Genomic DNA, 25,742 nt, shown 5'->3' on the forward strand with positions numbered 1-25,742 from the left:
TCCAAGACACCTAATTTGAAGAGGGCTCATTCGAATTTGGAGCTTGCTTACCACTAGGTATATGGATCCTGACAGGGGTGCCCGCATCAACAGGATGCTTTATCAGCCCCTCCGGCGGGCCATCAGAAGTGAACAGATTCGACAATACGGTAAGCAAAGCGCCCAGGATCAAGTAACCAAATAAGACATTACTTATGACTAGCGTTTGAGATAGCCAGCTTGACTTATTGGCAGCAATATCCCCATAACCAAGAGTTGTCATGGTGACGACGGAAAAATACAAACTTTGAATTATATCTAAATCACCATCTCCACTTCCTGATGTTGATTCGGGTATTAACCAGTAAAGGACCGAGTAGGAAAAGCACACAATCAAAAATGATATTGCGACCTGTCGAGGAGATCTCCCATAATCCGAGGCCATCCAGAATAATTTAGCTAGCAGGCTTTTTACTTTATCGGTTTTTTCATACCATGCAATCCAGTTATGCCTGCGATTACAGTACTGAAGAGTTTGGCGAAGCCCGGCAGAGTAACAGGCACTCTCAAAGGTTACAGTTCTAAAATCTGTTTTCCTCGAAACATTCGCGAGGTGAAAGTAAGTCCCACTTGTAAATTTTGCACCTACAAAACTTGCCCCACACATATTAAATCTTGACTCTCCATTTAGAAATGGGTCTCTGCCACCGCCTTGGAACTGTGCGTCCGAAAGGTCAGCGGCGTAGAATCTACACTCGTAAAAATTTGAGCTAAGAAATCTCACCGAAGTTAAGTTGCTTTGTTGAAAGCTTGCTTCATTGAAGCGACATAGTGCAAAGAAGGAGTTGGCTATTTGCGCCCTGTCAAATATAGAGGTTTGAAAAATAGATCCGGCCGCCTCAATGCCGGTCATGTCGGCGTTCAAGAAAAGGCAATCTGACATATCGACACCTTCTAGTTTTGCGCCCTTTAAGTTAGCATCAGAAAAGTTCGCACCTTTGCCATCAGCATTTATGAAACTGGCGCCAACAATCTTTATGCCCTGCAGGTTTGAATCTCGAAAATCGATTATATCTTTAGTTTTCGAGACATAATCATTCCATTTCGAAAAATCTTCCTCCTGGGAGCATTCAATTAATAGCCCGTATTGTACTGCATTGAATTTTTTCTTCATAAAATATGTAGTTTCCTTGTTAATTTTGTATTCGCTGACGCCATGATGATGGCGCATTCCCAGAACATACGTCAAATTGGAACGTATCCTCCAGAGCTTGTGCCTCCACTGATTGTTCGCACCTAATCGAGGGACTGATACGCGCCTTCACTTTGCCTTGAGTGAAGTACGTTCGCGGTTATTCACGGTTTTGAATTTGCTGCCGTCGATGGCAATTATGGATTGAGAGAAAAGATTGAGGTTGCGGCACAGCACTACAAATTGCCGGCACACGCTGCGAGAAAGGACGGACTGATCCCGAGGATCAGCAGATCAAGATGGTGCGGTTTTCTAGCATATCCGCTGGAGCGCTCGTGCTCGACGCAACCGATCAGGTGAAAAGGGTGACCGACGGCCGCGTGGACTTAGGGGAGAAGTCGGGGCAGTAACGAATGCGGTTGGCACTTCAGATGCTGGGCGATGCGGTAGAGCTTCTCGATAGTGAGGTTCACTTCACCTCTTTCGATTCGACCCATATAGCTTCGGTCCAATTCGCAGGCGTGAGCTAATGCGTCTTGGGAAAGCCCCTGCGAAGCCCGCCGCTCGCGAATATTCTGCCCCAAAACCTTCGCCAACTCCTGCCGCATAGCCGCCTCACCTTGATCAAGGCGGGACTATCGGTCGTTTACTGGTTGAGGGGCGACGGATTATAATCCGCATTTTGCCTTTCGAATGGCCAGCCTCGGTGCTTGTATGAAACCTGCGACATTTAAGCTAGACAGGCACATAAATTGTCTGCTGGAGAAAGGAGATCTTCATCGATTCACTGTCCGTTCAATGCGTGACGCTTACGTAGGGCAACTGCCTACAGCTGCGGCTGTGTCCCCTGTCGAACTCTGGCGGTATATATATGAGCAAATCAGCCGCTTGATTCGGGTTGGGTGGGTTCGCCGAGATGAGCTGCGTCGGAAGCGTGACCAGTTGTACTACGTCCAGACCCCGTCAGAGTCGATAACCATTTACTTGACGGATGGACCTTTCGGCAGTCACGGCACCGGTGCGCCGGTTGATTTTGTGCATCGCGGGTCCAGTGCTGACGTGTCCCCGAGTGAGCGTCTAGAACGTCTGGCGAAAGAAATTCGGTTGGATATGCTGAGCTTTCTTGGTGAGGCGGAACGCTACAAGCAGCTTTTTGCTGAAATGCCTCAGTTGAAGGCACGGCTCGAAGACGAATACATTCACGCCCGGGATCGGAGCTCTCGTCTACTGGGGCACCTACGCGCGGTAGAGAAAACCCTCAAGTCCTTGGTTGCTGCATGAAGGCTCTCCGAAAATGGCAGCAAGAGTGCGTTGAAATAGCCCTGAAGCAATATCGGACGTCCTCCCATTTCTTCTGCCAGGCAACCCCTGGAGCAGGAAAAAGCCGAATGGCCGCCGAGCTAGCGCATCGCTTGCTCTTACAAGGCGATGTGGATCTCGTACTTTGTTTTGCGCCGTCGTGTCAGGTAGTTGAAGGGCTTTCAGGCACTTTCTCAGCAATTTTGGGCCGAACGTTCGATGGGCGTCTTGGGTCAATTGGCGTTGCAGCGACGTATCAAGCAATGGGCCATCAGAGTGACTCATTTTGGCAGTTGCTCGACACCCATCGAGTATTTGTGGTGTTTGATGAGATACATCACTGCGCTGGCCACGACCCGCTTCTGAGCAATGCCTGGGGACAGATCGTTCTGCAGCGTATCCAAGATCGAGCAGCTTACACATTAGCTCTTTCCGGAACACCTTGGCGATCTGATGAGAAGGCGATTGCGCTAGGTAGATACTCAGATCCTGAAGGCCGCTTGGTATGCGATTACCAGTATGGTTTACGGGAAGCAATTGCTGACCAAGTATGTCGTTCACCTCGAATCTTACTAATCGACAATAGCGCAATCCAGTTGACTGAGCGCGCGGGGAGTAACCCAACGGTTTCGGTCTACTCAAATATTGAGCATCTGCTAAAGGAGTCGCCTGTCACCTTTGAAGAGCTCCTGAACGATGAAGCCTTGATCCAAGAGGTAATTGAGCTAGGTTGCAGTCGCCTAACACAGGTTCGGGAACTTATCCCGAACGCTGGCGGCCTTGTGGTTGCGACCAGCGTTCGCCACGCCAACAGCGTTGCAACGGCAATAAAGGCTTTGGGAGAAGACTGCCGCGTAGTCACAAACCGGATGCCAAGTGCTCAAGCAATCATAAATGAATTTCGTGAGGGACAGGGGAGGTGGATCGTTGCCGTGGGAATGATCAGCGAAGGAACTGACATTCCTCGACTACAAGTATGTTGCTATCTGAGCAGAATTCGCACTGAGTTGCATTATAGGCAGGTTTTGGGGAGAGTCCTGAGGAGAGGCGGATCTGCTGACGAGGAGGCATGGTTGCTCGTCCTCGCGGAACCCTCGTTACAGCGTTTTTCCCACCGAATAGCAGAAGACCTCCCTGACGATCTCGCGGTGGTTAGTCATACTCAATTACTCAGAGTGGAAAGAGTAGGCGATTTCTGTCCAGCTGAAAATGCTCATGAACCGCTTCCCGCGCGCGCGCATGAGGTGTCGCGTAATGACAATGACGATACTGAGCATTGCTCACTAGAAGGGCGGCTGGTTCAAGAGGCAGCGTACCAAATGGACCTCTCCTCAACGTATCGAACCCAGATCCTTTCGATCTTCTGACCTTCGATGACATTTCACCCGGGGGGGAGAACCGCGAAAGGTGGCTCTGGATGCATCATCCAGCCAGCTTGACTTGCTTTTCGGGATAGCAAGCGTCTGTACCTAGCTAGGGTCACCGTGGCCAATTTTCGCCTCGCGCCCCCCCCCCCGGCTGTATTTAGTCAATCTCATCTGGTCAAGTCGAATGCAAATAGGTGGTCAAGTCAATGCAATTACGCATACCGTAGGGCATTGGCTGAATCACATATCGGCTTAGCCTTTCAAATCCCGCACATTGGCTAGGAGGAATTCACCTAAGCGTGTCCCCGGCATCACTACTCCTCTTTCAAGGCTCCGGTCTGTAGCGACAAATTAATCTACCCAGAGTGAATCTCATGTCAAAAAGATCATCTTTGTGATCTGTCACACCTAGAACAACGCCCTATGACTGCGGCGCAGGCAAAACCGCTAAAAATCCCCATTCCCCTAAATCCCTCTTGGCTTCGCACGAGCAGTGGCTTCGGCCACCAATGGATTTTCGGGCCAATAGTGCTTGGGGTATCTACCCTTGAGATCTTTCTTCACCTCGACATAGGTGCTGCGCCAGAAGTTGGCGAGATCCTGGGTGACCTGCACAGGCCTGCGGGCCGGTGACAGGAGATGCAGCATCAGCGGCTGATTGCCTTGGGCTATGCGAGGGGTTTCTGCTAAGCCAAACAGCTCTTGAAGCCGCACTGCTAAGATTGGGGGATGTTGCGAGTAGTCGATACGGATATTCGAGCCTGACGGCACTTGGATCGCCTGAGGCGCCCGGGCCTCCAGCTCCTGTGGAAGCGGCCAAGGTAGGAGGTTTCTGACCATCGAAGACAGATCCAGCTGGCTAAAGTGGCTGAGCCTCGTGACTTTACCCAAGTACGGCGTGAGCCAGTTTTCGAGTGTATCGAGGAGGTTGGCATCGCTGACATCAGGCCATTTGCTCTGTGCCTGGCCACTCTTGATATCCAGCTGACGCAGCAGGTCGACCCGCGCCTGCCACTGCCGTAGCTCAGGGTTCCACGGCAGGAGCTCGATGCCCTTACGCCTCACCAGGTTGACTAAGGCCAGCGAACGGGTTTGCTCATCAAGACTAGGCAGGGCTTTCGTCGACAATATGAGTTGCCCAACCTTCAACTGCCGCTCAGCCTTGAGCCCCCCTTCCCTCTCGTCCCAATCGACCTCATCAACAGACCTTACAAGGTCAGCCAACTCGTCATCGAACAGGGCCGGATCAAGATTACTCGCTAGGTAGATCCGCTCTTCGCGCTGCCCTTGCCGGCTACTCAGGTCGGCTACCACCAGCCACTCGTGCTTGGTGAGGGCATCGGGCTCTGGGAACACCGCAGCTCGACCGTTAGAGAGACGATACTCAGATACACCTGCACGCCTCTGCAAGCCGATTCGGTCAGGGTAGGCGAACGCCAATAGACACCCTACCCATCTTGGGTGATCGGACTCGCTAACAGGGCTGGAGGCCTTCCCGCGCAGCAGGGATCGGTACTGCCGAGCAGACTGCTTCACCCGCTGGAGGGAACCACCAATACGACGTGAATGTTGCTCGCCTGACAGGGCACTCAACCTGGTGTGAAGGTCGGCACCTGCTCCACGCAGGATGTCCTTTTCACCCAGCAGAGCCGCGATGTTGCACGCGAGGTCATCCAGGCCCATCCAATTGCCCTTGATGAGCATGTGAGCGATCCGTGGATGCGCTGGGAGCTCGCTCATGGCTGATCCGTGTGGCGTGAGCTGTCCAGCATCGTCAAGTGCGCCCAGGCGCTTCAGCAGGTCTCTGGCTTGGCCGAAAGGGGCTGATGGCGGTTGGTCGAGCCAGGTCATCTCTTCCGGCTTCATTCCCCACCGGGCTAGCTGGAGTGCCAGGGCTACGAGATCCGCTTGCAGGATCTCTGGAGTGCTGTGGCCAGCCATTTGCTCGTGCTGCGATTCCGACCACAGGCGATAGCAAACACCTGGCTCCAAGCGCCCTGCCCGCCCCGCACGCTGGGTAGCACTGGCCCTCGAGATACGCTGCGTGTCGAGTCGGGTCATGCCACTGCGAGGATCAAACTTCGGCACTCGCTCGAGACCACTGTCCACCACCACTCTGACGCCTTCGATGGTCAAGCTGGTCTCGGCGATGTTCGTAGCCAATACGATCTTCCGCGAACCCTTGGGTGCTGGGTCAATAGCAGCACGCTGGGCGTTCAGGTCGAGGTCACCGTACAGCGGGCATACGTTCACGTCTGGACGGCTACTCAACTGCTCCTTGAGGTTTTCTGCCACCCGCCGAATCTCTGCCTGCCCAGGAAGGAAAACCAGAACGCTTCCCGACTGTTCATTGATGGCGGCTAAGCAGGTGTCTGTGACTCGCGCATCGATTCGCTCGCCCGGCTGATAGGGGCTACCCCAAACCGTTGAGACCGGATACATCCGCCCTTCACTGGTGACCACAGGCGCATCATTCAGCACCTTTGAAAGGCGAGCACCTTCCAGCGTTGCGGACATCATGAGCAGCTTCAGCGGGGGCTCATCACGTAGCAGTTCGCGAGCACTCAGACACAGAGCCAGTGCAAGGTCAGAGTCAAGATTTCGAAGGTGGTACTCGTCGAAGATGACCACACCCACACCGTCGAGCGCGGGATCATCTTGAAGCCGGCGAGCCAGGATACCTTCGGTGACCACCTCGATCTGAGTTCGCGGGCCTACCTTCCTTTCAAGGCGAATGCGGTAGCCGACGGTCTCACCAACCTTCTCACCCAGTTCACTCGCCAAACGCTCAGCCGCCGCCCGAGCAGCCAACCGGCGAGGTTCGAGCATCAGGATCCTCTGGTCACCAAGCCAAGGTTCGTTCAGGAGCGCTAGGGGTACTCGAGTGGTCTTGCCCGCACCAGGTGGCGCTTCAAGGATCACTTCGTTGCGGTTGGCCAGGGCCTCTCGTAGGTCTGGCAAAACGAGGTCAATAGGTAGAGAAATCATCGAGGCTCCAAATCAGGGACGCAGTATATGACGGGCTCTGTGGAGAGGTGGTTCAGCTCAAAGGCTGTGAAGGGAAAGACGGGAGTTTTTGACAGACAAATGATGATTTCCGTGCAATCGGCAAAACATGAAATTCGTCGAAGATCACCAGGCCAACGCCCTCCAGCGCTGGATCCTCCTGCAGGCGGCGGGTGAGAATGCCCTCGGTGACCACCTCGATGCGCGTGTTCGGCCCGACCCGGCTGTCCAGGCGAATGCGGTAGCCCACGGTTTCCCCGACCTTCTCGCCCAGCTCGCTGGCCAACCGCTCGGCCGCAGCACGTGCGGCCAGGCGCCGGGGTTCGAGCATGAGGATGGTCTGCCCGGCCAGCCATGGCTCGCCCAGCAACGCCAGCGGCACGCGGGTGGTTTTACCGGCGCCGGGCGGGGCTTCGAGGACAGCTTCGTGGCGCGCCGCAAGCGCCTGGCGCAGGTCGGGCAGAACGGCATCAATCGGCAATGAAATCATGGTGGCTCCCAGGCAAGCCGGCAAGTATAACGGCGAACTAGAGCCTTATAATCATGGTCTTAGTATCAGCACCCCTGTAGGGTTGCATTCACCATTTCGGAGATTCCCATGCGTATTCCTTCGCGTTTGATTGGCGGTGTGCTGGTGGGCGCCCTGCTCACCCAGGTTACGGCCTGCGGCAGCCTGTTCTACCCTGAGCGTCGCGGCCAGATCGAAGGCCGCATCGACCCGGTCATTGCCGTGGCCGACGCCGTCGGGCTGCTGTTCTACATTATCCCGGGCCTGATCGCGTTCGGTGTCGACTTCGCCACCGGCGCCATCTACTTCCCCCATGGCAAGACCGCCCAGGTAGCGCCGGAAAAACTGCACGAGGCGGTAAGCGCCGACGGCAAGGTGGACCGCGCGAAACTGGAGGCTATCCTGCAGAACGAACTGGGCCGCACCCTGCCCTTGAACGACCCGCGCCTGATCGAAAGCCGTGGCAGCGCGGAACAACTGGCCATGTACGGCCTCAAGCCCGCCGCTTAAGCACAGGCCACCATGACCACATCCGCTCACCACATCAAGCTGCTGCGCCTGGCCACACGTGCTTCCCTGGCCACGGCGGCCATCCTGATCGTCGCCAAGGCCATCGCCTGGTGGTTGAGCGGTTCGGTCAGCCTGCTGGCCGGCCTCACCGACTCGGTGCTGGACGGCGCCACCTCGTTCCTCAACCTGCTGGCGGTGCACTATGCGCTGCGCCCGGCCGATGAAGACCACCGCTATGGCCACGGCAAGGCCGAGGCCATGGCGGGCATGGCCCAGGCCTTGTTCATCGGTTTCAGTGCGGTGCTCATCGCCTACCAGGCGGTGGAACGGCTGCAGAACCCGCAGCCGCTGGGGCAGGCCGGCATCGGCATCGCCGTGATGGTGCTGTCGTTGGTACTGACCGCAGGGCTGCTGGCCATCCAGTACAAGGTCATTCGCGAAACCGGCTCCACGGCCATTCGCGCAGACTCGCTGCACTACCGCTCGGACATGATGCTCAACGGCAGCATCCTGGTGGCCTTGCTGCTGGCGCAGTTCGGCTTCGGGCAGATGGACGCCTTCTTCGGCCTGGGTATTTCCCTGTACATCCTCTGGAGCGCCTACCAGATCGCCCGCGAAAGCGTGGCCATCCTCATGGATGAGGAACTGCCCACGGACGTCAGCGCGCAGATGCTGGCGCTGGCCTGCGCGGTACCCGGCGTGCTGGGTGCCCACGACCTGCGCACGCGGGTGTCGGGCAACCACTGGTTCGTGCAATTGCACCTTGAGCTGCCCGGCACCTTGAGCCTGACTGCCGCCCACGCCCTGTGCGAGCAGGCGGAAGCGGCGATCATGGCGCAGTACCCCAAGGCCGAAGTGCTGGTGCACGCCGACCCGGAGGAAGTGGTGCAGGCCGGCAAGGCCCACACCCCTCAGTTCACCCTGTAGCCCCGGGTGCTCAGGCAGGACGCCATGGCATTGCGGTAGCTGTAGACCACCGCCGGGTCAGGCTGGTAGGTGGCGTTGGCGGGGTCGAAACCGGTCTGCTGCACGGCGGTGCGATAGCACTCGTACTTGTCCTGCTGGATCTGTTCCGGGCTCTGGCCGTAGGCCGGGTACACCGCCACGTCATAAGGGTCGGCGGCGGGCTGGGGCTGCGGCTCTGGCTCAGGCGGCGGTTGGATCTGTTCCTGGGCCACCGGCGGGTTCACCACCACGTAGTCCTGGCTGTCGTCCGCCCACTGGTAATAGCTGCCGGCAGCCATGAAGAACAGCGCGCCACCAATCCAGACTTCGCTGGCGTAGTCGGGCAGGTAGCGGGTACGAATGCCGTAGGGCGGCCGTACGACCACGTAGCGCGGGCCATCCGGGCGGTACCAGTAGCCATTGGAGAAGAAGTAGTCACCGCCGCGATACGGCACGCGGTAGGACTGCCCCGGGAAGCGATCGACATACTGCCCCGGCCGGTACTGCGGGCCCGAGCCCCAGCCGTTGCCGTAGCCACCCGGGCGGCCCGGCCAGCGGTGGTCGTCGTGGCGGTCGCGGTTGGGCATGTCGGCGTAGTTGCCACGGATAGGCGGCTGGGTCTGGCGCACTTCATCCGGATGCGGGCGAATCGGCGGCTGCTCGACCTGCTGCTGGCGCGGCTCCTGGTGGAACTGGTATTGGCCGCTCTGCTGCGGCGCACGTTGCTGTTCCTGGTGGAACTGCGTGGGCGTGTCCTGCTGCTGATGGAACTGCGGCTGCGCGTTCTGCGGCCGGGCATTGCCGGGCTGCTCGCGGTTGAAGTTCTGTTGATGAAACTGGTACTGGCCGCTTTGTTGCGGGGCACGCTGTTGCTGTTGCGGCGGTTGTTGTGGCTGCTGTTGTTGTGGCTGCGGATGGTTTTGCTGCTGGCCACCGCCATGCTGCTGCCCTTGGGGGCCCCGCTGTTCCTGCTGCGAGTTAGGCCCTTCGGCCAGGGTTGGAGCGCTGACGCTCACACAGAGCAGACCAACACCTGCCATGTGCCAGATGCGCGACTTCATGCTTTTCCTCACGGGGGGATGGTTGGGGCGTATAGATAAGACTGGAAAAACCGCCCTCGGTTCTTCAAGTTTATCAGCCTGTATGCGATGGGTATCGGCGGGGACATGTTTTTCGTGCGCGGCGTTTTTCGCGCACAAATAAAGAAGGGAGGCCCGTCGGCCTCCCTTGAGTGTCTTCTGTCCTGCTCGACGCTTGTGGCGCCGGCTCACCTCACGCCGCCTTCTGGGCAGTGTGCAACCCGGGGGCCAGCACAGCCCCTGTGGGGGTGGTGGCCGCAACCTGCCTGCTTGGGTCTGGTTGCAGTGGACTCGTGTCCGGGTAGTGATTCTGGGTAAAAGAATACGGCGAACGCGGCGGCAGGGGATTGCTAAGATTGCTGACGAAAACATCACTTGCGCAATTTTTGCCTTCAGATGGATAATTTGCAGCAATATTAAAGATCAAGGGCAGATCCATGAGCAAGCTGGACCGATATGACCTGAGCATTCTGGCTGAATTGCAGCGCGATGCTCGTATTTCCAACCAGGAACTGGCCGAGCGTATCGGCCTGTCGCCCTCGCCGTGCTCGCGCCGGGTCAAGCAGTTGGAGGACGACGGCTACATCACCCGCCAGGTCGCCCTGCTGGACCGCAAGATGCTGGGCCTGAGCCTCACCGCCTACGTGCACATCGGCATGGACCGCCACACCCCCGAGCGTTTCGAGAACTTCGAGGCCGCGGTGCGCGCCCTGCCCCAGGTGCTGGAATGCAGCCTGGTGACCGGAATGGAAGCCGACTACCAGTTGAAGGTGGTGGTGCCGGACATGGACCACTACCAGAAACTGCTGCTGGGCCACTTGACCCGTATCGACGGCGTCACCAGCGTGCGCTCCAGCTTCGTGCTGAACCAGGTACTGGCCAGCACCGAGCTACCCCTCACCCACCTGCGCACCTGACGGAGGCTGCCCATGGACCCGGCGGTATTCGAAGAATGGATGATGACGATACTGGTGACCGTGCTGATCGGGTTCATGGGGTTTATCGTCTGGGACTTGGCGAAGAAGTCCAAGGCCGGACGGTTTGGCACCCTTATCCTGTTTGCGGTGTTGGGCCTGGGGATCCTCGCGTTCGTGATCAAGAGCGTGGTGATTGCGGTGATTGAGGCCCATTGACCGCAGTGCGCCGGGACGCGGCCGGTGGCCGCTGCTACGGGCGGGGGGCGGGGACTTCGCGGTATTTGCCTTGCTCCAGGCCATCCAGTGCCCAGTCGCCGATGCGCACGCGCACCAGGCGCAGGGTGGGCAGGCCCACGGCGGCGGTCATGCGCCGTACCTGGCGGTTGCGACCTTCCTTGATGATCAGTTCCAGCCAGTGGGTGGGCACGCTCTTGCGGAAGCGCACCGGTGGGTCGCGTGGCCACAGGTCTGGCTCTTCCAACAGGCGGGCCTGGGCCGGCAGGGTCATGCCGTCGTTGAGTTCGACGCCCTGGCGCAGGCGCTGCAGGTGTTCTTCGGTGGGCTCGCCTTCCACTTGTACCCAATAGGTTTTCGCCAGCTTGTGCCTGGGGTCGGCGATGCGCGCCTGCAACTGGCCGTCGTTGGTCAGCAGCAGTAGGCCTTCACTGTCACGGTCCAGGCGCCCGGCCGGGTAGATGCCGGGGATGTCGATGAAATCCTTGAGCGTTGCGCGCCCTTCGCCGTCGCTGAACTGGGTCAGCACGTCGAACGGCTTGTTGAACAGGATCAACCGCGGCTCGGCCGGCGGCGCCTTGGCCACGCGCCGTGGCTGCCCGGGTTTGGCAAAGGGTTTGGCGCCCGGGCGGCGGGCGTTGGTGCGGGGTGGCAAAGGCATGGGGGCAAGGTTTCAAGGCAGCTGGGCCGACTATGCTAGTGGGCCCGGCGCCTTTGGGCAAACCTCAGCGGAACGGCGGCTCGTCGAAGCTGCGCAGTTTGCGCGAATGCAGCGAAGTCAGCTCGGTGCGCAGCAGGTCCAGGGCGGCGATGCCGATCTTCAGGTGCTGGCTGACCGCGCGGTTGTAGAACGCGTTGGCCGAACCCGGCAGCTTGATCTCACTGTGCAGCGGCTTGTCGGACACGCACAGCAAGGTGCCGTACGGCACGCGCAGGCGGTAACCCTGGGCGGCGATGGTGCCACTTTCCATGTCCACGGCCACGGCGCGCGACAGGTTGATCAGCGGCCGTTCCTGGGCCCAGCGCAGCTCCCAGTTGCGGTCGTCGTAGGTCAGCACGGTGCCGGTGCGCAGGCGTTTTTTCAGCTCGTCGCCACGCTCGCCGGTGATCTGCGCGGCCGCTTCCTGCAGGGCCATCTGCACCTCGGCCAGGGCCGGGATCGGGATGTTCGGCGGCAGCACGCGGTCGAGGATGCCGTCCTGGCGCATGTAGGCGTGGGCCAGCACGTAGTCGCCGATGGTCTGCGACTGCCGCAGGCCGCCGCAGTGGCCGATCATCAGCCAGCAGTGCGGGCGCAGCACGGCCAGGTGGTCGGTGATGTTCTTGGCGTTGGACGGGCCAACGCCGATGTTGACCAGGGTCACGCCGTCGCCATCGGCAGCAATCAGGTGGTACGCCGGCATCTGGTAGCGGTGCCACACCACGCTGTCCACCAGGGCCTGGGCCTGCTCGCTGGCCATGCCCTTCTCGATCACCACGTTGCCGGGCATGACCATGCGCACGAAGCGCGGGTCGCTCTGCAATTGCTCCAGGCCATGGCTGACGAACTGGTCGACGTAGCGGTGGTAGTTGGTCAGCAGGATCCACGGCTGTACGTGGCGCCAGTCGCTGCCGGTGTAGTGGATCAGGCGGCGCAGGGAGAAGTCGACGCGGGCGGCGTCGAACAGCGCCAGCGGCATCGGGTCGGCAGTGGCCCAGTCGTACAGGCCGTCGGCCACGCCATCGGTGGCAGCGGACAGGTCGGTGCTGGGGAACACGCGGGCCAGGGCGGCGGCGGTGACACCGCTGCCGGCCAGCTCATCGCCCTGCTCGACCACGTAGGGGTACGGGATGTTCTGCTCGCTGACGCCCACTTCGACAGTGACGGAGAAGTCGCGCATCAGCGGCTTGAGCTGGTCCAGCAGGTAGGTGCGGAACGCGGCCGGCTGGGTGACGGTGACCGAATAGGTGCCCGGCGACTGTACCTTGGCGTAGGCGCGGGTAATGGGCGGGACTTCGCCGCTGTAGGTGTAGGTGACGCGCAGTTCCGGGTAGTGGAACAGCGCGCGCTGGGCCGCGTCGGGTTCGCTGCGGTCCTTGAGGTATTGCTTGAGCGCCTGGCTCAGGGCCTTGGTACCCCGCTCGTGCAGTTCAGCCAGACGATCGACGGCTTGTTCGGCGGTTTCGACAACAACAAAGGCTTCGGCAGTTCGAGTCACGGTGCGCTTCCTGTCTGATCTTGCAGACCTCCATCTTGCCTGTAACAACACATAAAGGCACGTGTTGCCCGTGACGCGGCCAGGCGCCCGACCTGCGTAGCAGCTGCCGAAGGCTGCGTCCGGCGAAGGACCTGCGTTGCCTGGGGACGCGGCCTGCGGCCGCTGCTACGGGAGGTGGGGGGTTGAGCGTTGGACCAGTGATTCGACGTCGAGGCCGCGCGGCAGCGCGCCGTAGGCGCGGCCGCCGCCGCTCAGGCGGCTGGCGATGAAGGCGTCGCTGACCAGCGCATTGCCGGCCTCCAGCAACAGCTTGGCCTGCACCGCCAGGGCAATGTCCTCGGTGAGCTGGCGGGCGCGGTACTGGATGTCGCTGGTGTCCTGGAACGCCGCTTTCAGCCCGCCGATGTGCGCCGCCAGGCGGCGATCACCATGGCCGTCACCCAGCTCGGCGAACAGGGCATCGAGCACGCCCGGTTCCTTGGACAGGGCGCGCAGCACGTCCAGGCACTGCACATTGCCCGAGCCTTCCCAGGTGGAGTTGACCGGCGCCTCGCGGTACAGCCGCGGCAGGATGCTGTCCTCGACATAGCCGGCGCCGCCCATGCACTCGGCGGCCTCGTTGATCATGGCCGGGGCGCGCTTGCAGATCCAATACTTGCCCACTGCCGTCATCAGCCGGGCGAAGCGTGCCTGCTGGCCGTCTTCCAGATGGTCCAGGGCCTGGCCCATGCGCAGGCTCAGCGCCAGCGCCGCCTCGCTTTCCAGCGCCAGGTCAGCCAGCACGTTCTGCATCAACGGCTGCTCGGCCAGCACTCGGCCGCCCACCTGGCGATGGGCGCAATGGTGCGCGGCCTGGGTCAGCGCCTGGCGCATCAGCGCGCTGGAGCCGACCATGCAATCGAAACGGGTCATGGCCACCATCTCGATGATGGTCGGCACGCCGCGGCCCTCCTCGCCCACCATCCAGGCCAGGGCGCCACGGAACTCCACCTCACTGGAGGCGTTGGAGCAGTTGCCCAGCTTGTTCTTCAGGCGCTGGATGTAGAACTCGTTGCGGGTGTCATCCGGGCGGTGGCGCGGCAGCAGGAAGCAGGTCAGGCCCTTGTCGGTCTGGGCCAGGGTCAGGAAGGCGTCGCACATGGGCGCCGAGCAGAACCACTTGTGCCCCACCAGTTCATAGGCCTGGCCCGGCCCCGGGGCGCCCACGGGGAAGGCGCGGGTGGTGTTGGCGCGCACGTCGGTGCCGCCCTGTTTCTCGGTCATGGCCATGCCCAGGGTGACCCCGGCCTTGTGCGCCATGCCGACGTTGCGCGGGTCGTACTCGGTGGCCAGCACCTTGGGCAGCCACTGCTCGGCCAGGTCCGGTTGCAGGCGCAGCGCCGGCACGCTGGCGAAGGTCATGGTCAGCGGGCAGCCACTGCCGGCCTCGGCCTGGGTGTGCAGGTAGGTCATAGCGGCGCGCGCCACGTGGGCGCCGGGGCGCGGATCGGTCCAGGGCAGGGACGGCAAGCCGTGCTCGACGGCCGCGCGCATCAGCTCGTGATAAGCGGGATGGAATTCCACCAGGTCGATACGGTGGCCGTAGCGGTCGTGGCTGCTGAACACCGGCTTGTTCTGGTTCGCCAGGAACCCCGCCGCCATCAGCGGCCCACCGGCCAGGGCACCGTAGGCGTCGATGCGCGCCTCGGCCCAGCCGCCACCGAAGCGCTTGGCCCAGGCCTGCAGCGGCAGGTCGATGCGCCACAGGTTGGCGCCATCCAGGGGCGGCGGCTGGTTGCTGACTTCGTGGGTTTCGGCGAACTGGTGCAGGTTCATGGCGGGCTCCTGGGGCAGGTTCATACCCCAGTGAATCACGCTACCCGCCCCTGTCAAAGTGACATACCGGCCTAAATGTCGGCGCTTTCGCCCTGCACCTTGACCAGCAACCAGCGGTGCAAGGTGGCTTGCAGCTCTTCGAAACGCACCGGCCGGTTCAGGCAATCGCTCATGCCGGCCTCCAGGCAACGCTCCCGTTCCTGGCGCTGGCCCACCACCGCCAGCACCGGCAGGCGCGCGCAACCGGGCAGTTCACGCAGGCGCCGGCAGGTGGCGAAGGCGTCGGTGAGCGGCGTCTGGCAGTCCAGCAGCACGGCGTCGAACCGCTCGCGGTGCAACAACTCCAGCGCGGTAATGCCATCGTCGGCCGTGCGCACGCGGTAGCCCAGCTTGAGCAGCATGCCGCGGATCACCAGCTGGTTGATGCTGTTGTCATCCACCAGCAGCACCGTGCAGTCGTGGGGCGAGCGCTGGGTGCGCTGGTGCTCGGTACGCGGCCCGGCCGGGGTTGGCCCCAGGTCGTCCACCAGGCCCAACTGCACGTGCAGTTCGAACCAGCTGCCGCGCCCCGGTTCGGAGTGATGGCTGAGCTCGCCGCCCATCAGGTCGGCCAATTGCCGGCAGATCGCCAGGCCAATGCCCAGGCCGCCGTATTCACGGGTCATGGAGCCGTCGACCTGGAAGAACCGCTGGTACAAAGTGGCGTCGGCCAGTTGGCTGAAGCCAATGCCGGTGTCACTGACCTTGAAGCTCAGCGCCAGGCCGTCCGCCGTGCGCTCGCCCACGCGCACCCGCAGCCCCACCGAGCCCTGGCGGGTGAATTTGACGGCGTTGTCCAGCAGGCAACCCAGGCACAGCGCCAGCTTCTTCGAGTCGCCCTGCAGGCGCTCGGGCAGGTCGCTGTCGGTTTCCACCGAGAACGCCAGGTGCTTGGCCTGGGCGGCCCGGCCGAATTGCATCTGCAGGCCGTCGAGCAGGGCCTGCACGCCGAACGGTTCGTGGCGCGGGTAAAGCTTGCCGGCCTGCAGTTCGGTGAGGATGAGGATGTCGTCGACCATGCGCATCATGTCCCGCGCCGAGCCGGCCGCGGTCTGCTGGTACTGCTCGAGTTCGGTGTCCATGGGCACGGTCTGCATCAGCTCCAGCGAGCCGATCACACCGTTCATGGGCGTGCGCAGCTCGTGGGTGACAGTGGCCAGGAACTCGTCCTTGAGGCGGTTGCTGTTGGCCAGTTGCTGGTTGAGCAGTTCCAGCTTCTGCCCCGCTTCCAGCAGCACTCGCGCCTGTTGCTCGCGCATGGAGTTGATGCGGTCGGCCAGGGCCAGGGACAGCAGCCCCACCTCCAGCGCCGAGCCGATCTGGCTGGCGTACATGGTGATGAAGACGTTGGGCAGGTAGCCCAGCACCATCAGGGTGTTGACGATGCCGCCCGCCAGGAACGCGGTCCAGGCGATGATGAAATAGCGTGCCAGGCGCAGGCCGCGCCACCAGGCGATCAGGCCGGCGCTGAAGATCACCACAGTGAACACCAGCGCCAGCGCCGTCGCCAGGCGCAAGGCCATGCCGTAGGTGGCGGTCAGCGACAGCATCATCGTCACCACGCCCACGCCCATCAGCACCATCAGCAGGCGGTCGAGCCAGCGGCTGTGTTCGGCGGTCTGCAGGAAGCTGCGGGCGAACTGGCTGCCGAACAGCGCGGCCGAGCCGATCAGGAACGGCGTGGCGGCGTTGGCCCACCAGGGGTTCTCGGGCCAGAAATACTGCACCCCGGCACCGTTCACCGACACCTGGTACAGGCCGAAGGAGGCGATATAGAGGATGTAGTAGAGGTAGCTGCGGTCGCGCACGCTCAGGTAGATGAACAGGTTGTAGACCAGCATCCCCAGCAGCACACCGTAGATCAGGCCCAGCACATACAGACGGGTGGGCTGATCTTCAAGGTAAGCGGTATAGGACCACAGGTTCAGCGGCGCCTGCACCGAGCCTTCGCTGTGAATGCGCAGGTAGGCGGTGGTGGTCTGGTTGGCCGGGAACGGAATGGCGAACACGTAGTTGTTCTGCTTGATCTCGCGCACCGAGTACGGCAGCTCGTCGCCCGTGCTCTGGGTCAGGCGGAACTTGCCGTTGGGGTCGGCCAGGAACAGTTCGATGCTGTCCATGGGCGGGTACGCCAGCTCCAGCAGCCAGTTGCCCACGGCCTCGGGGTCCTTGGGCACGTAGCGCAGGTCCACGCGCAGCCAGAACACCGAGCGCGAGTAGCCGGCGTTGAGCACGGCTTCGCTTTGCCGATGAAAACGATCGGCAAAGGCCGCGGACGAAACCTGCTCGATGCTGGCCGAGCCATCGACATCTTCATAGACTTGCATCACGTGCCCCAGGGGAAGGGTGCGCGTGGACTCGTCAAAATCGAGCGCGCAGGCCAGCAGCGGTAGCCAGCCCACCAGTAGAATCAGGAAATAGCGCATACAGCCCCAGCGTAGCCTGTCCGAGCGCGTCAGGAAGCCCCCATTCCCTTTGAGACGACGTCGTCCGGCAGTGCCTGTTATCGGTTTCGAAGCACTCTAGCATAGCTTCTTGCCACTAGCGCAGCGGCTGTAAAAAATTGTATCGAAGGCTCTAGGTCGGCGCTTTCAGCCAACACCAGGAAAAACTGCCTGACTATTGCGACAAAAAAACAGCCGATGCCGCCCGGTCCCGGCAAAAGCGTTTGGTGGTAAGCTCGCGCACCATGAATATCTATAGCTCCCGCCCCGTTGTCCTCTGTCTCTCCGGCCACGACCCCAGTGGCGGCGCCGGCCTGCAGGCAGATATCGAAGCCCTGATCGCCCAAGGTTGCCACGCCGCCCCGGCCGTGACCGCCCTGACCGTGCAGGACACTGTCAATGTCACCGACTTCCGCGTGCTCGACCGCGAGTGGGTACTGGCCCAGGCCAATGCCGTGCTCAACGACTCCGAGGTGGCCGCGGTCAAGCTGGGCATGCTCGGCTCGCTGGAAATGGTCGACACCGTGGTCGAGCTGCTCAGCCAGCACCCGCACCTGCCGATGGTCTGCGATCCGGTGTTGCGCGCCGGTGGCGGCGGCCGCCTGGGCAAGGACGAGGTCGGCTACGCCATGCGCGAGCGCCTGTTGCCCCTGGCCATCATCGCTACCCCTAACCTCCCCGAAGCTCGCATCCTGGCCGAACTGCCCGAAGGCAGCGCCGACGAATGCGCGGAAAAACTGCTGCCCTACGTGCGCCACCTGCTGATCACCGGCGGCCACGGTGACGAAACCGAAATCCACAACCGCCTGTACAGCCGTGACGGCCGCCGCCAGACCTTCATCTGCCAGCGCCTGCCCGGCAGCTATCATGGTTCGGGCTGCACCCTGGCCAGCGCCCTGGCCGGCCGCCTGGCCCTGGGCGAGCAACTGGAGAGCGCCGTGCAGTCGGCCCTCGATTACACCTGGCGCACCCTGCGTGACGCCGAGCAGCTCGGCAAGGGCCAGTATGTGCCTCGCCGCCTGCCACTGGATTTCTGCTCGTAACGCCGCGCCATAGAGGTAAGTGTGATGAAACTACGTGGCCTTTACGCCATTACCGACAGCAAGCTGCTGGCCGGCCGTTTCCTTGACTACGTCAAGGCGGCCCTGGACGGCGGCGTGCTGCTGCTGCAATACCGCGACAAGAGCACCGACGAGGCCCGCCGCCTGCGCGAGGCCGAAGCACTGCGCAAGCTGTGCGAACCGTACAAGACCCAGCTGATCATCAACGATGACGCCGAGCTGGCCGCCCGCCTGGGCGTGGGCGTGCACCTTGGCCAGACCGACGGCCCGCTGACCCCGGCGCGTGCGCTGCTGGGCCGCAACGCCATCATCGGTTCAACCTGCCATGGCCGCCTCGACCTGGCTGAACAAGCTGCCCGCGAAGGCGCCAGCTACGTGGCCTTCGGCGCCTTCTTCGACTCCAGCACCAAGCCCGACGCCGGCCTGGTGCCCCTGGACACCCTCAGCCAGGCCCGCGCCCAGTTCAAGCTGCCGATCTGCGCGATCGGCGGCATCACCCTGGCCAACGCCCCGCAACTTCTGGAACAGGGCGCCGACCTGCTGGCCGTGGTCAATGCCCTGTTTGGCGCCGACACCGCCCAGGAAGTGACCGCTCGCGCCCGCGCGTTCAACGCCCTGTTCGAATCCGCCTGATTAACGAGACCCTGATTATGTCCCGCTCCGAAACGCTGTTTGCCAACGCCCAGAAACACATCCCCGGTGGCGTCAACTCGCCCGTGCGTGCCTTCAAGAGCGTGGGCGGCACGCCGCTGTTCTTCAAGCACGCCGCCGGCGCCTACGTCACCGACGAAGACGACAAGCGCTACGTGGACTACGTGGGCTCCTGGGGCCCGATGATCCTGGGCCACAGCCACCCCGACGTGCTGGACGCGGTGCGCAAGCAGCTGGAGCACGGCCTGTCGTACGGCGCGCCGACCGAGATGGAAACCCAGATGGCCGACCTGGTCTGCTCGCTGGTGCCGTCCATGGAAATGGTGCGCATGGTCAGCTCGGGCACCGAGGCCACCATGAGCGCCATTCGCCTGGCCCGTGGCTTCACCGGCCGCGACAGCATCATCAAGTTCGAAGGCTGCTACCACGGCCACTCCGACAGCCTGCTGGTAAAAGCCGGCTCCGGCGCCCTGACCCTGGGCGTGCCAAGCTCGCCGGGCGTGCCCGCGGCCTTCGCCAAGCACACCCTGACCCTGCCGTTCAACAACCTGCAGGCCGTGGCCGAAATGCTGGCTGAAGTGGGCGAGGAAGTGGCGTGCATCATCGTCGAGCCGGTGGCCGGCAACATGAACTGCGTGCCGCCTGCGCCAGGCTACCTGCAAGGCCTGCGCGAGCTGTGCACCCAGCACGGCGTGGTGCTGATCTTCGACGAAGTGATGACCGGCTTCCGCGTGGCCCTGGGCGGCGCCCAGGCTTACTACGGCGTCACCCCGGACCTGAGCACCTTCGGCAAAATCATCGGCGGCGGCATGCCCGTGGGCTGCTTCGGCGGCAAGCGCGAGATCATGTCGCACATCGCGCCGCTGGGCCCGGTGTACCAGGCTGGCACCCTGTCGGGCAACCCGCTGGCCATGGCCGCAGGCCTGACCACCCTGAACCTCATCAGCCGTCCCGGCTTCCATGACGAGCTGAGCGACTACACCACGCGCCTGCTCGACGGCCTGCAGCAGCGCGCCGACGCCGCCGGCATCCCGTTCGTGACCACCCAGGCGGGCGGCATGTTCGGCCTGTACTTCAGCGGCGCCGACGACATCGTCACCTTCGAAGACGTGATGAGCAGCGACGCCGAGCGCTTCAAGCGCTTCTTCCACCTGATGCTGGAAGGCGGCGTGTACCTGGCGCCAAGCGCGTTCGAGGCGGGCTTCACCTCCATCGCCCATGGCGACGCCGAGCTTAAAATCACCCTGGATGCGGCCGAGCGCGCCTTCGCAGCGTTGAAATAAGAACGTTGTGGGAGCTGGCTTGCCAGCGAGCTTTTGAGGCCCTGAAAAGCTCGCTGGCAAGCCAGCTCCCACACAGCGTTCCAGCTGTTACTTTTACTCAATCCCTACCCACAGAGCAGAAAAACGAGTAAAGACTTTGTAAGGACAGGCCGGCTTATTTCATAATGTGCCACCAGTCCTTGTTCTGGCCGGGTCCGCCCGTTTCCTGTTGAGGTAAGTCGATCCCCATGAACCGCACCGGCCGCGCCCTTGCCCTGGGCTGCCTGTTGCTTCTTCAGCCCCTGCTGGCCTCGGCAGGCGGCAATTCGCTGTTGATTCCGGCGATGGGTCGCTGCACGCTCAACACCCAGCCCCAGGACCTGCCACAGGCCCTGGCCAGCTGCCAGGCGGCCGCCAAGTCCGGCGACGCCCAGGCGCAATACGAGCTGGGGCAGTTCTACTACGACGGCACCGCCACCCCCCGCGACCTGAACCAGGCGCTCAATTACTTCGAGCAGGCCTCGCTGCAAGGCCATGCCGACGCGCAATACCACCTGGGCTTGATGTTCTTCCACGGCGAAGGCGTGCCGGCCAACAACGTGCAGGCCTATATCGTGCTGAAGATGGCCGCCGTGAACGGCCAGGAAGACGCCCTGGACAGCGCCGACGAGGTGGCCGCGCAGATGCCGCGCGACCAGTTGGAAATGGCCACCCAGGTGCTGGGGCAGATTTTCCGCAAATACCTGCTGGAACTGCAGACCGCCGACGGGCGCTCGCCCTTCTCGCCGCTGCCCTGAGCTGACGCCGTTACTTCTCCGGCATCGGCATGGGGAATGGCATCACGTTGCTGACGCCGCGGGCTTCGCTGATTTTCGGCGTGCCCAGGCGCTCCACTTCGTCGATGCGCACGATCGAATGCATGGGCACGAAGCTGCGCACCACGCCCTCGAACTGGGCCTTGAGTTTTTCTTCGCTAGGGTCCACGACCACCTGGGTGCGCTCGCCAAAGACGAATTCCTCGATTTCCAGGAAGCCCCACAGATCACTCTGGAAGATCTGCTTGGCGTACATCTCGAACACCTGGCCCTGGTTGAGGAAAATCACTTTGTAGATTGGAGCTTCGCGTTTGGTCATCTTGGGTGGGTAACAGTCGGGGGTGGTAAAGAGGGCGAAAACTATAGCACAGGCGCCCGCCCGGCAATGCCAGGAACCCCGCTCGAAGATGAGCCGACCGATGGCAGGGCGGTTGTTACCGGGGTGGGCGCGTGCATTACATGACCACTGGACATCTGGGGCCTTTCGCCGCTGGCCTGCTGGGGTTATCCTTGAATCCAACTCAATTGCCGTCGGGCGGCTAAAAACGACCTTGAACGCACCCATAGAACCTCATCGCTTCATCCTCGAGCCCTTCGAGGCTCGCCGCTTCGCCAACCTCTGCGGGCAGTTCGACGAACACCTGCGCCTGATCGAACAACGTCTCGAGATCGAGATCCGCAACCGCGGCAACCAGTTCGAGCTGATTGGCGAACCCACGCACACCACCTCTGCCGAGCACCTGCTGCGTCGCCTGTACCGGGAGACCAAGGCCACCGAGCTGTCCCCGGACCTGGTGCACCTGTACCTGCAGGAGTCGGCCATCGAAGAGCTGGACAACCCGTCTTCCAACGAAGTGCCGGTGTCGTTGCGCACGCGCAAGGGCATGATTCGCCCGCGCGGGCTGAACCAGCAGCGCTACGTGAAGGAAATCCTGGGCAACGACATCAACTTCGGCATCGGCCCGGCCGGTACCGGCAAGACCTACCTGGCCGTGGCCTGCGCGGTCGACGCGCTGGAGCGCGAGCAGGTGCGCCGCATCCTGCTGGTGCGCCCGGCGGTCGAAGCCGGCGAGAAGCTGGGCTTCCTGCCCGGCGACCTGGCCCAGAAGATCGACCCGTACCTGCGCCCGCTCTACGACGCGCTGTACGAGATGCTGGGCTTCGAGCACGTGGCCAAGCTCATCGAGCGCCAGGTGATCGAGATCGCCCCGCTGGCCTACATGCGCGGTCGCACCCTGAACAACAGCTTCATCATCCTCGACGAAAGCCAGAACACCACCGTCGAGCAGATGAAGATGTTCCTCACCCGCATCGGTTTCGGCTCTACCGCCGTGATCACCGGCGACATCACCCAGGTCGACCTGCCCAAGGGCACCAAGTCGGGCCTGGCGCACGTCATCGACGTGCTCGATGGCGTGCCAGGCATCAGCTTCACCCACTTCAAGCCCAAGGACGTGGTGCGCCATCCGCTGGTGCAGCGCATCGTCGAAGCCTACGAGCGCTTCGATGCCCGCCCGGTAGAAAAGGACAACGTGCGCAATGGTTGAACTGGACCTGCAGGTTGCCACCAATGACCCGGTGCCCAGCGAAACGCTCTTCCAGCAATGGTGCGAGACGGCGCTGGGCATGCGCAAGGGTGACTCGGAGCTGACCATCCGCCTGGTGGACGTGCCCGAAGGGCGCGAGCTGAACAACACCTACCGTCATAAAGATTACGCCACCAACGTCTTATCCTTCCCGGCAGACGTGCCTGACGACATGCTCGACATCCCGCTGCTCGGCGATCTGGTGATCTGCGTGGCGGTGGTGGAACGCGAAGCGGCCGAACAAGGCAAGTCGCTGGAAGCGCATTGGGCGCACCTGGTCATCCACGGTTGCCTGCACCTGCTTGGTTTCGACCATGAAGAGGACGAGGAAGCCGAGGAAATGGAAGCGCTGGAACGAGAGTTGCTTGCCAAACTGGGTCATCCCGACCCCTATGCAGACGACGATGAACACTAATATTCACCACCGAAACAGCAAGGATCACGAGAAAAGGGCCATGAGCGAAGATCGATCGAGCAACGGGCAGAAGTCATGGCTGGGTAAAATCACCCAGGCTTTTGCCCATGAGCCGAAAAACCGCCAGGAGCTGCTGGAGCTGCTGCGCGAAGCCCACCAGAACAAGCTGCTCGACAGCGAAGCGCTGACCATCGTCGAAGGCGCTATCCAGGTTGCCGACCTGCAAGTGCGCGACATCATGGTGCCGCGCTCGCAGATGATCAGCATCAAGTCGACCCAGACACCTCGCGAATTCCTGCCCGCGGTGATCGACGCCGCCCACTCGCGCTACCCGGTGATCGGTGACAGCCACGACGACGTGATCGGCGTGCTGCTGGCCAAGGACCTGCTGCCGTTGATCCTCAAGGAGAACGGCGACAACTTCAACATCAAGGACCTGCTGCGCCCGGCCACCTTCGTGCCCGAGTCCAAGCGCCTGAACGTGTTGCTGCGCGAGTTCCGCGCCAACCACAACCACATGGCCATCGTCATCGACGAATACGGCGGCGTGGCCGGGCTGGTGACGATCGAAGACGTGCTGGAACAGATCGTCGGCGACATCGAGGACGAGCACGACGTGGAAGAGGACAGCTACATCAAGCCTCTGCCCAGCGGCGACTTCCTGATCAAGGCCCTGACGCCCATCGAGAACTTCAACGAGTTCTTCGACAGTGAGTTCTCCGACGACGAGTTCGACACCGTCGGTGGCCTGGTGATGAGCGCTTTCGGCCACCTGCCCAAGCGCAACGAGACCACGGAAATAGGTGCTTACCGCTTCCGCATTCTCAACGCCGACAGCCGCCGGATACACTTGCTGCGCCTGACCCCCATTTCCCGCTGAAAACGCATTAAGGATCAAAATGCGCTGGATCACCCGCCCCGGCTGGCCCGGTAACCTGCTGGCCGTGGCGGCCGGTGCCCTGACTCCCCTGGCGCTGGCGCCGTTCAACATCTGGCCGTTGTCACTGTTGTCGCTGGCGCTGCTGTACCTGGGCCTGCGCGGGCTCAGCCCGCGCCAGGCGTTCATGCGTGGCTGGGCCTACGGCTTCGGCCTGTTCGGCGCCGGCACCAGCTGGATCTACGTCAGCATTCACAACTTCGGCGGTGCCTCGGTGCTGCTGGCCGGCTTCCTGATGCTGCTGTTCAGCATTGCGGTGGCGCTGTTCTTCGCCCTGCCCACCTGGCTGTGGGCGCGCTGGCTGCGCCGCAACGAGGCGCCGCTGGCCGACGCCCTGGCCTTTGGCGCCCTGTGGGTGGCCCAGGAGGCCTTCCGCGGCTGGTTCCTGACCGGTTTCCCATGGCTGTACGCCGGTTATAGCCAACTTGACGGCCCCCTGGCCGGGCTGGCGCCGGTGGGTGGCATGTGGCTGATTTCCTTCGTGCTGGCCCTGACCGCAGCGCTGCTGTGCAACCTGCATCGCCTGCGCCAGCGCGCCTCCTTCCTGGTGGCCGGCATCGTCCTGCTGCTGGCCCCCTGGGGCATCGGCCTGGCGCTCAAGCATCACGCCTGGACCGAGCCCCTGGGCCAGCCGCTGAGCGTGGCGGCCGTGCAGGGCAACATCGAGCAGGAAATGAAATGGGACCCGGCCCAGGTCGACGCGCAGCTGGCGCTGTACCGCGACATGACCTTCACGGCGAAGAAGACCGACCTGATCATCTGGCCGGAAACCGCCGTGCCGGTGCTGATGGACAACGCCCAGGGCTACCTGGACATGATGGGCAACTTCGCCTCCAGCCATAACGCGGCGCTGATCACCGGCGTGCCGATCCGCCAGCAGGTGCGCCACCAGAACCAGTACTACAACGGCATCACCGTGGTGGGCCAGGGTGATGGCACCTACCTGAAGCAGAAGCTGGTGCCGTTCGGCGAATACGTGCCGTTGCAGGACCTGCTGCGCGGGCTGATCACCTTCTTCGACCTGCCTATGTCGGACTTCGCTCGTGGCCCGGCCGACCAGGCGCTGCTGCAGGCCAAGGGCTACCAGATCGCGCCGTTCATCTGCTACGAAGTGGTGTACCCCGAGTTTGCCGCGGGTGAAGCCGCCAAGGCCGATCTGCTGCTGACCATCAGCAACGACACCTGGTTCGGCACCTCCATCGGCCCGCTGCAGCACCTGCAGATGGCACAGATGCGTGCCCTTGAGGCCGGCCGCTGGATGATCCGCGCCACCAACAACGGCGTCACCGCGCTGATCAACCCGTTCGGGCAGATCACCGCGCAGATCCCGCAGTTCCAGAAAGGCATCCTGTACGGCGACGTGGTGCCCATGCACCAGCTCACGCCGTACCTGCAGTGGCGCTCGTGGCCGCTGATCATCCTGTGCCTGGTGCTGTTCGGCTGGGCCCTGCTGGCCAGCCGCATCGCCAAGACGGTGTGATTG

General features: G+C 62.2%; 22 protein-coding genes and 2 pseudogenes. 13 read left to right on the top strand and 11 right to left on the bottom strand.

What is annotated here, in order from left to right; all coding sequences use genetic code 11:
- Positions 1-10 precede the first annotated feature (10 nt).
- The 3 genes and pseudogenes from AC0J42_RS27180 to AC0J42_RS27190 all read right to left on the bottom strand — a co-directional run bounded on the left by AC0J42_RS27180 (position 11) and on the right by AC0J42_RS27190 (position 1,779).
- Entirely contained in the window at positions 11-1,153 is a 1,143-nt protein-coding gene (locus AC0J42_RS27180; RefSeq protein WP_473004595.1) for a pentapeptide repeat-containing protein, read from the bottom strand.
- A 103-nt stretch (positions 1,154-1,256) separates the two neighbouring features.
- Positions 1,257-1,453: pseudogene (locus AC0J42_RS27185) on the bottom strand (IS5/IS1182 family transposase); the annotation flags it as partial.
- Between the two features lie 104 nt (positions 1,454-1,557).
- Positions 1,558-1,779 (bottom strand): helix-turn-helix domain-containing protein, encoded by a 222-nt coding sequence (locus AC0J42_RS27190; protein WP_473004596.1) that lies wholly within the window; start codon positions 1,777-1,779, stop codon positions 1,558-1,560.
- Positions 1,780-2,448: 669 nt separating this feature from the next.
- On the opposite strand from AC0J42_RS27190, the gene AC0J42_RS27195 reads away from it, so the two are divergent.
- Positions 2,449-3,837 carry a DEAD/DEAH box helicase gene (locus tag AC0J42_RS27195; RefSeq protein ID WP_473004597.1) on the top strand — a complete coding sequence of 463 codons (1,389 nt, stop codon included), beginning with the start codon at positions 2,449-2,451 and terminating at the stop codon, positions 3,835-3,837.
- A gap of 465 nt (positions 3,838-4,302) precedes the next feature.
- Here AC0J42_RS27195 and hrpB read toward each other — a convergent pair whose 3' ends face one another.
- Both hrpB and AC0J42_RS27205 read right to left on the bottom strand, forming a co-directional pair.
- Complete coding sequence (gene hrpB / locus AC0J42_RS27200; protein WP_473004598.1) at positions 4,303-6,825, bottom strand: ATP-dependent helicase HrpB; 2,523 nt, start codon at positions 6,823-6,825, stop codon at positions 4,303-4,305.
- A 127-nt stretch (positions 6,826-6,952) separates the two neighbouring features.
- Positions 6,953-7,333, bottom strand: a pseudogene (locus AC0J42_RS27205) (DEAD/DEAH box helicase); the annotation flags it as partial.
- Positions 7,334-7,441: 108 nt separating this feature from the next.
- Between AC0J42_RS27205 and AC0J42_RS27210 the strand changes: the two are divergent.
- Positions 7,442-7,861, top strand: coding sequence for a polyribonucleotide nucleotidyltransferase (locus AC0J42_RS27210; RefSeq protein ID WP_416427038.1), 420 nt, complete (start codon positions 7,442-7,444; stop codon positions 7,859-7,861).
- Positions 7,862-7,873: 12 nt separating this feature from the next.
- Positions 7,874-8,788: a cation diffusion facilitator family transporter gene (locus AC0J42_RS27215; protein WP_416427039.1), complete on the top strand. Its 915-nt coding sequence runs from the start codon at positions 7,874-7,876 to the stop codon at positions 8,786-8,788.
- On the opposite strand, the gene AC0J42_RS27220 is transcribed toward AC0J42_RS27215, so the two are convergent.
- On the bottom strand, positions 8,773-9,867 hold the full coding sequence (locus AC0J42_RS27220) for a DUF6515 family protein (protein ID WP_473004599.1): 1,095 nt from the start codon (positions 9,865-9,867) through the stop codon (positions 8,773-8,775). The genes AC0J42_RS27215 and AC0J42_RS27220 overlap by 16 nt on opposite strands.
- A 455-nt stretch (positions 9,868-10,322) precedes the next feature.
- Here AC0J42_RS27220 and AC0J42_RS27225 point away from each other — a divergent pair, with 455 nt between their 5' ends.
- The gene (locus AC0J42_RS27225) at positions 10,323-10,802 is read left to right on the top strand and encodes an Lrp/AsnC family transcriptional regulator (RefSeq protein WP_416427041.1); all 480 of its coding nucleotides are present in this window, start codon (positions 10,323-10,325) and stop codon (positions 10,800-10,802) included.
- A gap of 12 nt (positions 10,803-10,814) precedes the next feature.
- Positions 10,815-11,018 (top strand): DUF2788 domain-containing protein, encoded by a 204-nt coding sequence (locus tag AC0J42_RS27230; protein WP_416427042.1) that lies wholly within the window; start codon positions 10,815-10,817, stop codon positions 11,016-11,018.
- Positions 11,019-11,052: 34 nt separating this feature from the next.
- Here AC0J42_RS27230 and AC0J42_RS27235 read toward each other — a convergent pair whose 3' ends face one another.
- The 4 genes from AC0J42_RS27235 to AC0J42_RS27250 all read right to left on the bottom strand — a co-directional run bounded on the left by AC0J42_RS27235 (position 11,053) and on the right by AC0J42_RS27250 (position 17,514).
- Positions 11,053-11,622, bottom strand: coding sequence for a pseudouridine synthase (locus AC0J42_RS27235; RefSeq protein WP_416427473.1), 570 nt, complete (start codon positions 11,620-11,622; stop codon positions 11,053-11,055).
- 139 nt (positions 11,623-11,761) lie between these two features.
- Positions 11,762-13,234 (bottom strand): AMP nucleosidase, encoded by a 1,473-nt coding sequence (gene amn, locus AC0J42_RS27240; RefSeq protein ID WP_416427043.1) that lies wholly within the window; start codon positions 13,232-13,234, stop codon positions 11,762-11,764.
- A 165-nt stretch (positions 13,235-13,399) separates the two neighbouring features.
- Positions 13,400-15,049, bottom strand: coding sequence for an acyl-CoA dehydrogenase family protein (locus tag AC0J42_RS27245; protein ID WP_473004600.1), 1,650 nt, complete (start codon positions 15,047-15,049; stop codon positions 13,400-13,402).
- A 71-nt stretch (positions 15,050-15,120) separates the two neighbouring features.
- Entirely contained in the window at positions 15,121-17,514 is a 2,394-nt protein-coding gene (locus AC0J42_RS27250) for a hybrid sensor histidine kinase/response regulator (protein WP_473004601.1), read from the bottom strand.
- Positions 17,515-17,777: 263 nt separating this feature from the next.
- On the opposite strand from AC0J42_RS27250, the gene AC0J42_RS27255 reads away from it, so the two are divergent.
- The 4 genes from AC0J42_RS27255 (at position 17,778) to AC0J42_RS27270 (ending at position 21,303) form a co-directional block, all read left to right on the top strand.
- Positions 17,778-18,575, top strand: a complete 798-nt coding sequence (locus AC0J42_RS27255) for a hydroxymethylpyrimidine/phosphomethylpyrimidine kinase (RefSeq protein ID WP_416427046.1) — start codon at positions 17,778-17,780, stop codon at positions 18,573-18,575.
- A gap of 24 nt (positions 18,576-18,599) precedes the next feature.
- Positions 18,600-19,226 (top strand): thiamine phosphate synthase, encoded by a 627-nt coding sequence (gene thiE, locus AC0J42_RS27260; protein WP_416427047.1) that lies wholly within the window; start codon positions 18,600-18,602, stop codon positions 19,224-19,226.
- Positions 19,227-19,243: 17 nt separating this feature from the next.
- Positions 19,244-20,527, top strand: coding sequence for a glutamate-1-semialdehyde 2,1-aminomutase (gene hemL / locus AC0J42_RS27265; protein ID WP_416427048.1), 1,284 nt, complete (start codon positions 19,244-19,246; stop codon positions 20,525-20,527).
- A 227-nt stretch (positions 20,528-20,754) separates the two neighbouring features.
- Positions 20,755-21,303 carry a tetratricopeptide repeat protein gene (locus AC0J42_RS27270; RefSeq protein ID WP_416427049.1) on the top strand — a complete coding sequence of 183 codons (549 nt, stop codon included), beginning with the start codon at positions 20,755-20,757 and terminating at the stop codon, positions 21,301-21,303.
- 10 nt (positions 21,304-21,313) lie between these two features.
- Here AC0J42_RS27270 and AC0J42_RS27275 read toward each other — a convergent pair whose 3' ends face one another.
- Positions 21,314-21,640 carry a DUF1820 family protein gene (locus AC0J42_RS27275; RefSeq protein WP_008374706.1) on the bottom strand — a complete coding sequence of 109 codons (327 nt, stop codon included), beginning with the start codon at positions 21,638-21,640 and terminating at the stop codon, positions 21,314-21,316.
- A 232-nt stretch (positions 21,641-21,872) separates the two neighbouring features.
- On the opposite strand from AC0J42_RS27275, the gene AC0J42_RS27280 reads away from it, so the two are divergent.
- The 4 genes from AC0J42_RS27280 to lnt are packed head-to-tail and all read left to right on the top strand — an operon-like array spanning position 21,873 to position 25,739.
- A complete protein-coding gene (locus AC0J42_RS27280; protein WP_473004603.1) occupies positions 21,873-22,868 on the top strand; it encodes a PhoH family protein in 996 nt (331 codons plus the stop codon).
- The gene (gene ybeY, locus AC0J42_RS27285) at positions 22,861-23,322 is read left to right on the top strand and encodes an rRNA maturation RNase YbeY (protein WP_416427051.1); all 462 of its coding nucleotides are present in this window, start codon (positions 22,861-22,863) and stop codon (positions 23,320-23,322) included. Before AC0J42_RS27280 ends, ybeY begins: the two co-directional genes overlap by 8 nt.
- A 40-nt stretch (positions 23,323-23,362) precedes the next feature.
- Positions 23,363-24,202: an HlyC/CorC family transporter gene (locus AC0J42_RS27290; RefSeq protein WP_416427052.1), complete on the top strand. Its 840-nt coding sequence runs from the start codon at positions 23,363-23,365 to the stop codon at positions 24,200-24,202.
- A gap of 19 nt (positions 24,203-24,221) precedes the next feature.
- Positions 24,222-25,739, top strand: a complete 1,518-nt coding sequence (gene lnt, locus AC0J42_RS27295; RefSeq protein WP_416427053.1) for an apolipoprotein N-acyltransferase — start codon at positions 24,222-24,224, stop codon at positions 25,737-25,739.
- The last annotated feature ends 3 nt before the right edge of the window (positions 25,740-25,742 follow it).

Source organism: Pseudomonas sp. Tav-5-1A, assembly GCF_055755055.1.

Excerpts from the sequence above, each read along its gene's own strand:
- AC0J42_RS27225 (WP_416427041.1), top strand. The coding sequence starts at position 10,323 with ATGAGCAAGCTGGACCGATATGACCTGAGCATTCTGGCTGAATTGCAG.
- hemL (WP_416427048.1), top strand. The coding sequence starts at position 19,244 with ATGTCCCGCTCCGAAACGCTGTTTGCCAACGCCCAGAAACACATCCCC.
- AC0J42_RS27230 (WP_416427042.1), top strand. The coding sequence starts at position 10,815 with ATGGACCCGGCGGTATTCGAAGAATGGATGATGACGATACTGGTGACC.
- AC0J42_RS27190 (WP_473004596.1), bottom strand. The coding sequence starts at position 1,779 with ATGCGGCAGGAGTTGGCGAAGGTTTTGGGGCAGAATATTCGCGAGCGG.
- AC0J42_RS27210 (WP_416427038.1), top strand. The coding sequence starts at position 7,442 with ATGCGTATTCCTTCGCGTTTGATTGGCGGTGTGCTGGTGGGCGCCCTG.
- AC0J42_RS27245 (WP_473004600.1), bottom strand. The coding sequence starts at position 15,049 with ATGAACCTGCACCAGTTCGCCGAAACCCACGAAGTCAGCAACCAGCCG.
- lnt (WP_416427053.1), top strand. The coding sequence starts at position 24,222 with ATGCGCTGGATCACCCGCCCCGGCTGGCCCGGTAACCTGCTGGCCGTG.
- AC0J42_RS27180 (WP_473004595.1), bottom strand. The coding sequence starts at position 1,153 with ATGAAGAAAAAATTCAATGCAGTACAATACGGGCTATTAATTGAATGC.
- AC0J42_RS27215 (WP_416427039.1), top strand. The coding sequence starts at position 7,874 with ATGACCACATCCGCTCACCACATCAAGCTGCTGCGCCTGGCCACACGT.
- hrpB (WP_473004598.1), bottom strand. The coding sequence starts at position 6,825 with ATGATTTCTCTACCTATTGACCTCGTTTTGCCAGACCTACGAGAGGCC.
- AC0J42_RS27270 (WP_416427049.1), top strand. The coding sequence starts at position 20,755 with ATGAACCGCACCGGCCGCGCCCTTGCCCTGGGCTGCCTGTTGCTTCTT.
- thiE (WP_416427047.1), top strand. The coding sequence starts at position 18,600 with ATGAAACTACGTGGCCTTTACGCCATTACCGACAGCAAGCTGCTGGCC.
- AC0J42_RS27255 (WP_416427046.1), top strand. The coding sequence starts at position 17,778 with ATGAATATCTATAGCTCCCGCCCCGTTGTCCTCTGTCTCTCCGGCCAC.
- AC0J42_RS27250 (WP_473004601.1), bottom strand. The coding sequence starts at position 17,514 with ATGCGCTATTTCCTGATTCTACTGGTGGGCTGGCTACCGCTGCTGGCC.
- AC0J42_RS27195 (WP_473004597.1), top strand. The coding sequence starts at position 2,449 with ATGAAGGCTCTCCGAAAATGGCAGCAAGAGTGCGTTGAAATAGCCCTG.
- AC0J42_RS27290 (WP_416427052.1), top strand. The coding sequence starts at position 23,363 with ATGAGCGAAGATCGATCGAGCAACGGGCAGAAGTCATGGCTGGGTAAA.
- AC0J42_RS27220 (WP_473004599.1), bottom strand. The coding sequence starts at position 9,867 with ATGAAGTCGCGCATCTGGCACATGGCAGGTGTTGGTCTGCTCTGTGTG.
- AC0J42_RS27275 (WP_008374706.1), bottom strand. The coding sequence starts at position 21,640 with ATGACCAAACGCGAAGCTCCAATCTACAAAGTGATTTTCCTCAACCAG.
- ybeY (WP_416427051.1), top strand. The coding sequence starts at position 22,861 with ATGGTTGAACTGGACCTGCAGGTTGCCACCAATGACCCGGTGCCCAGC.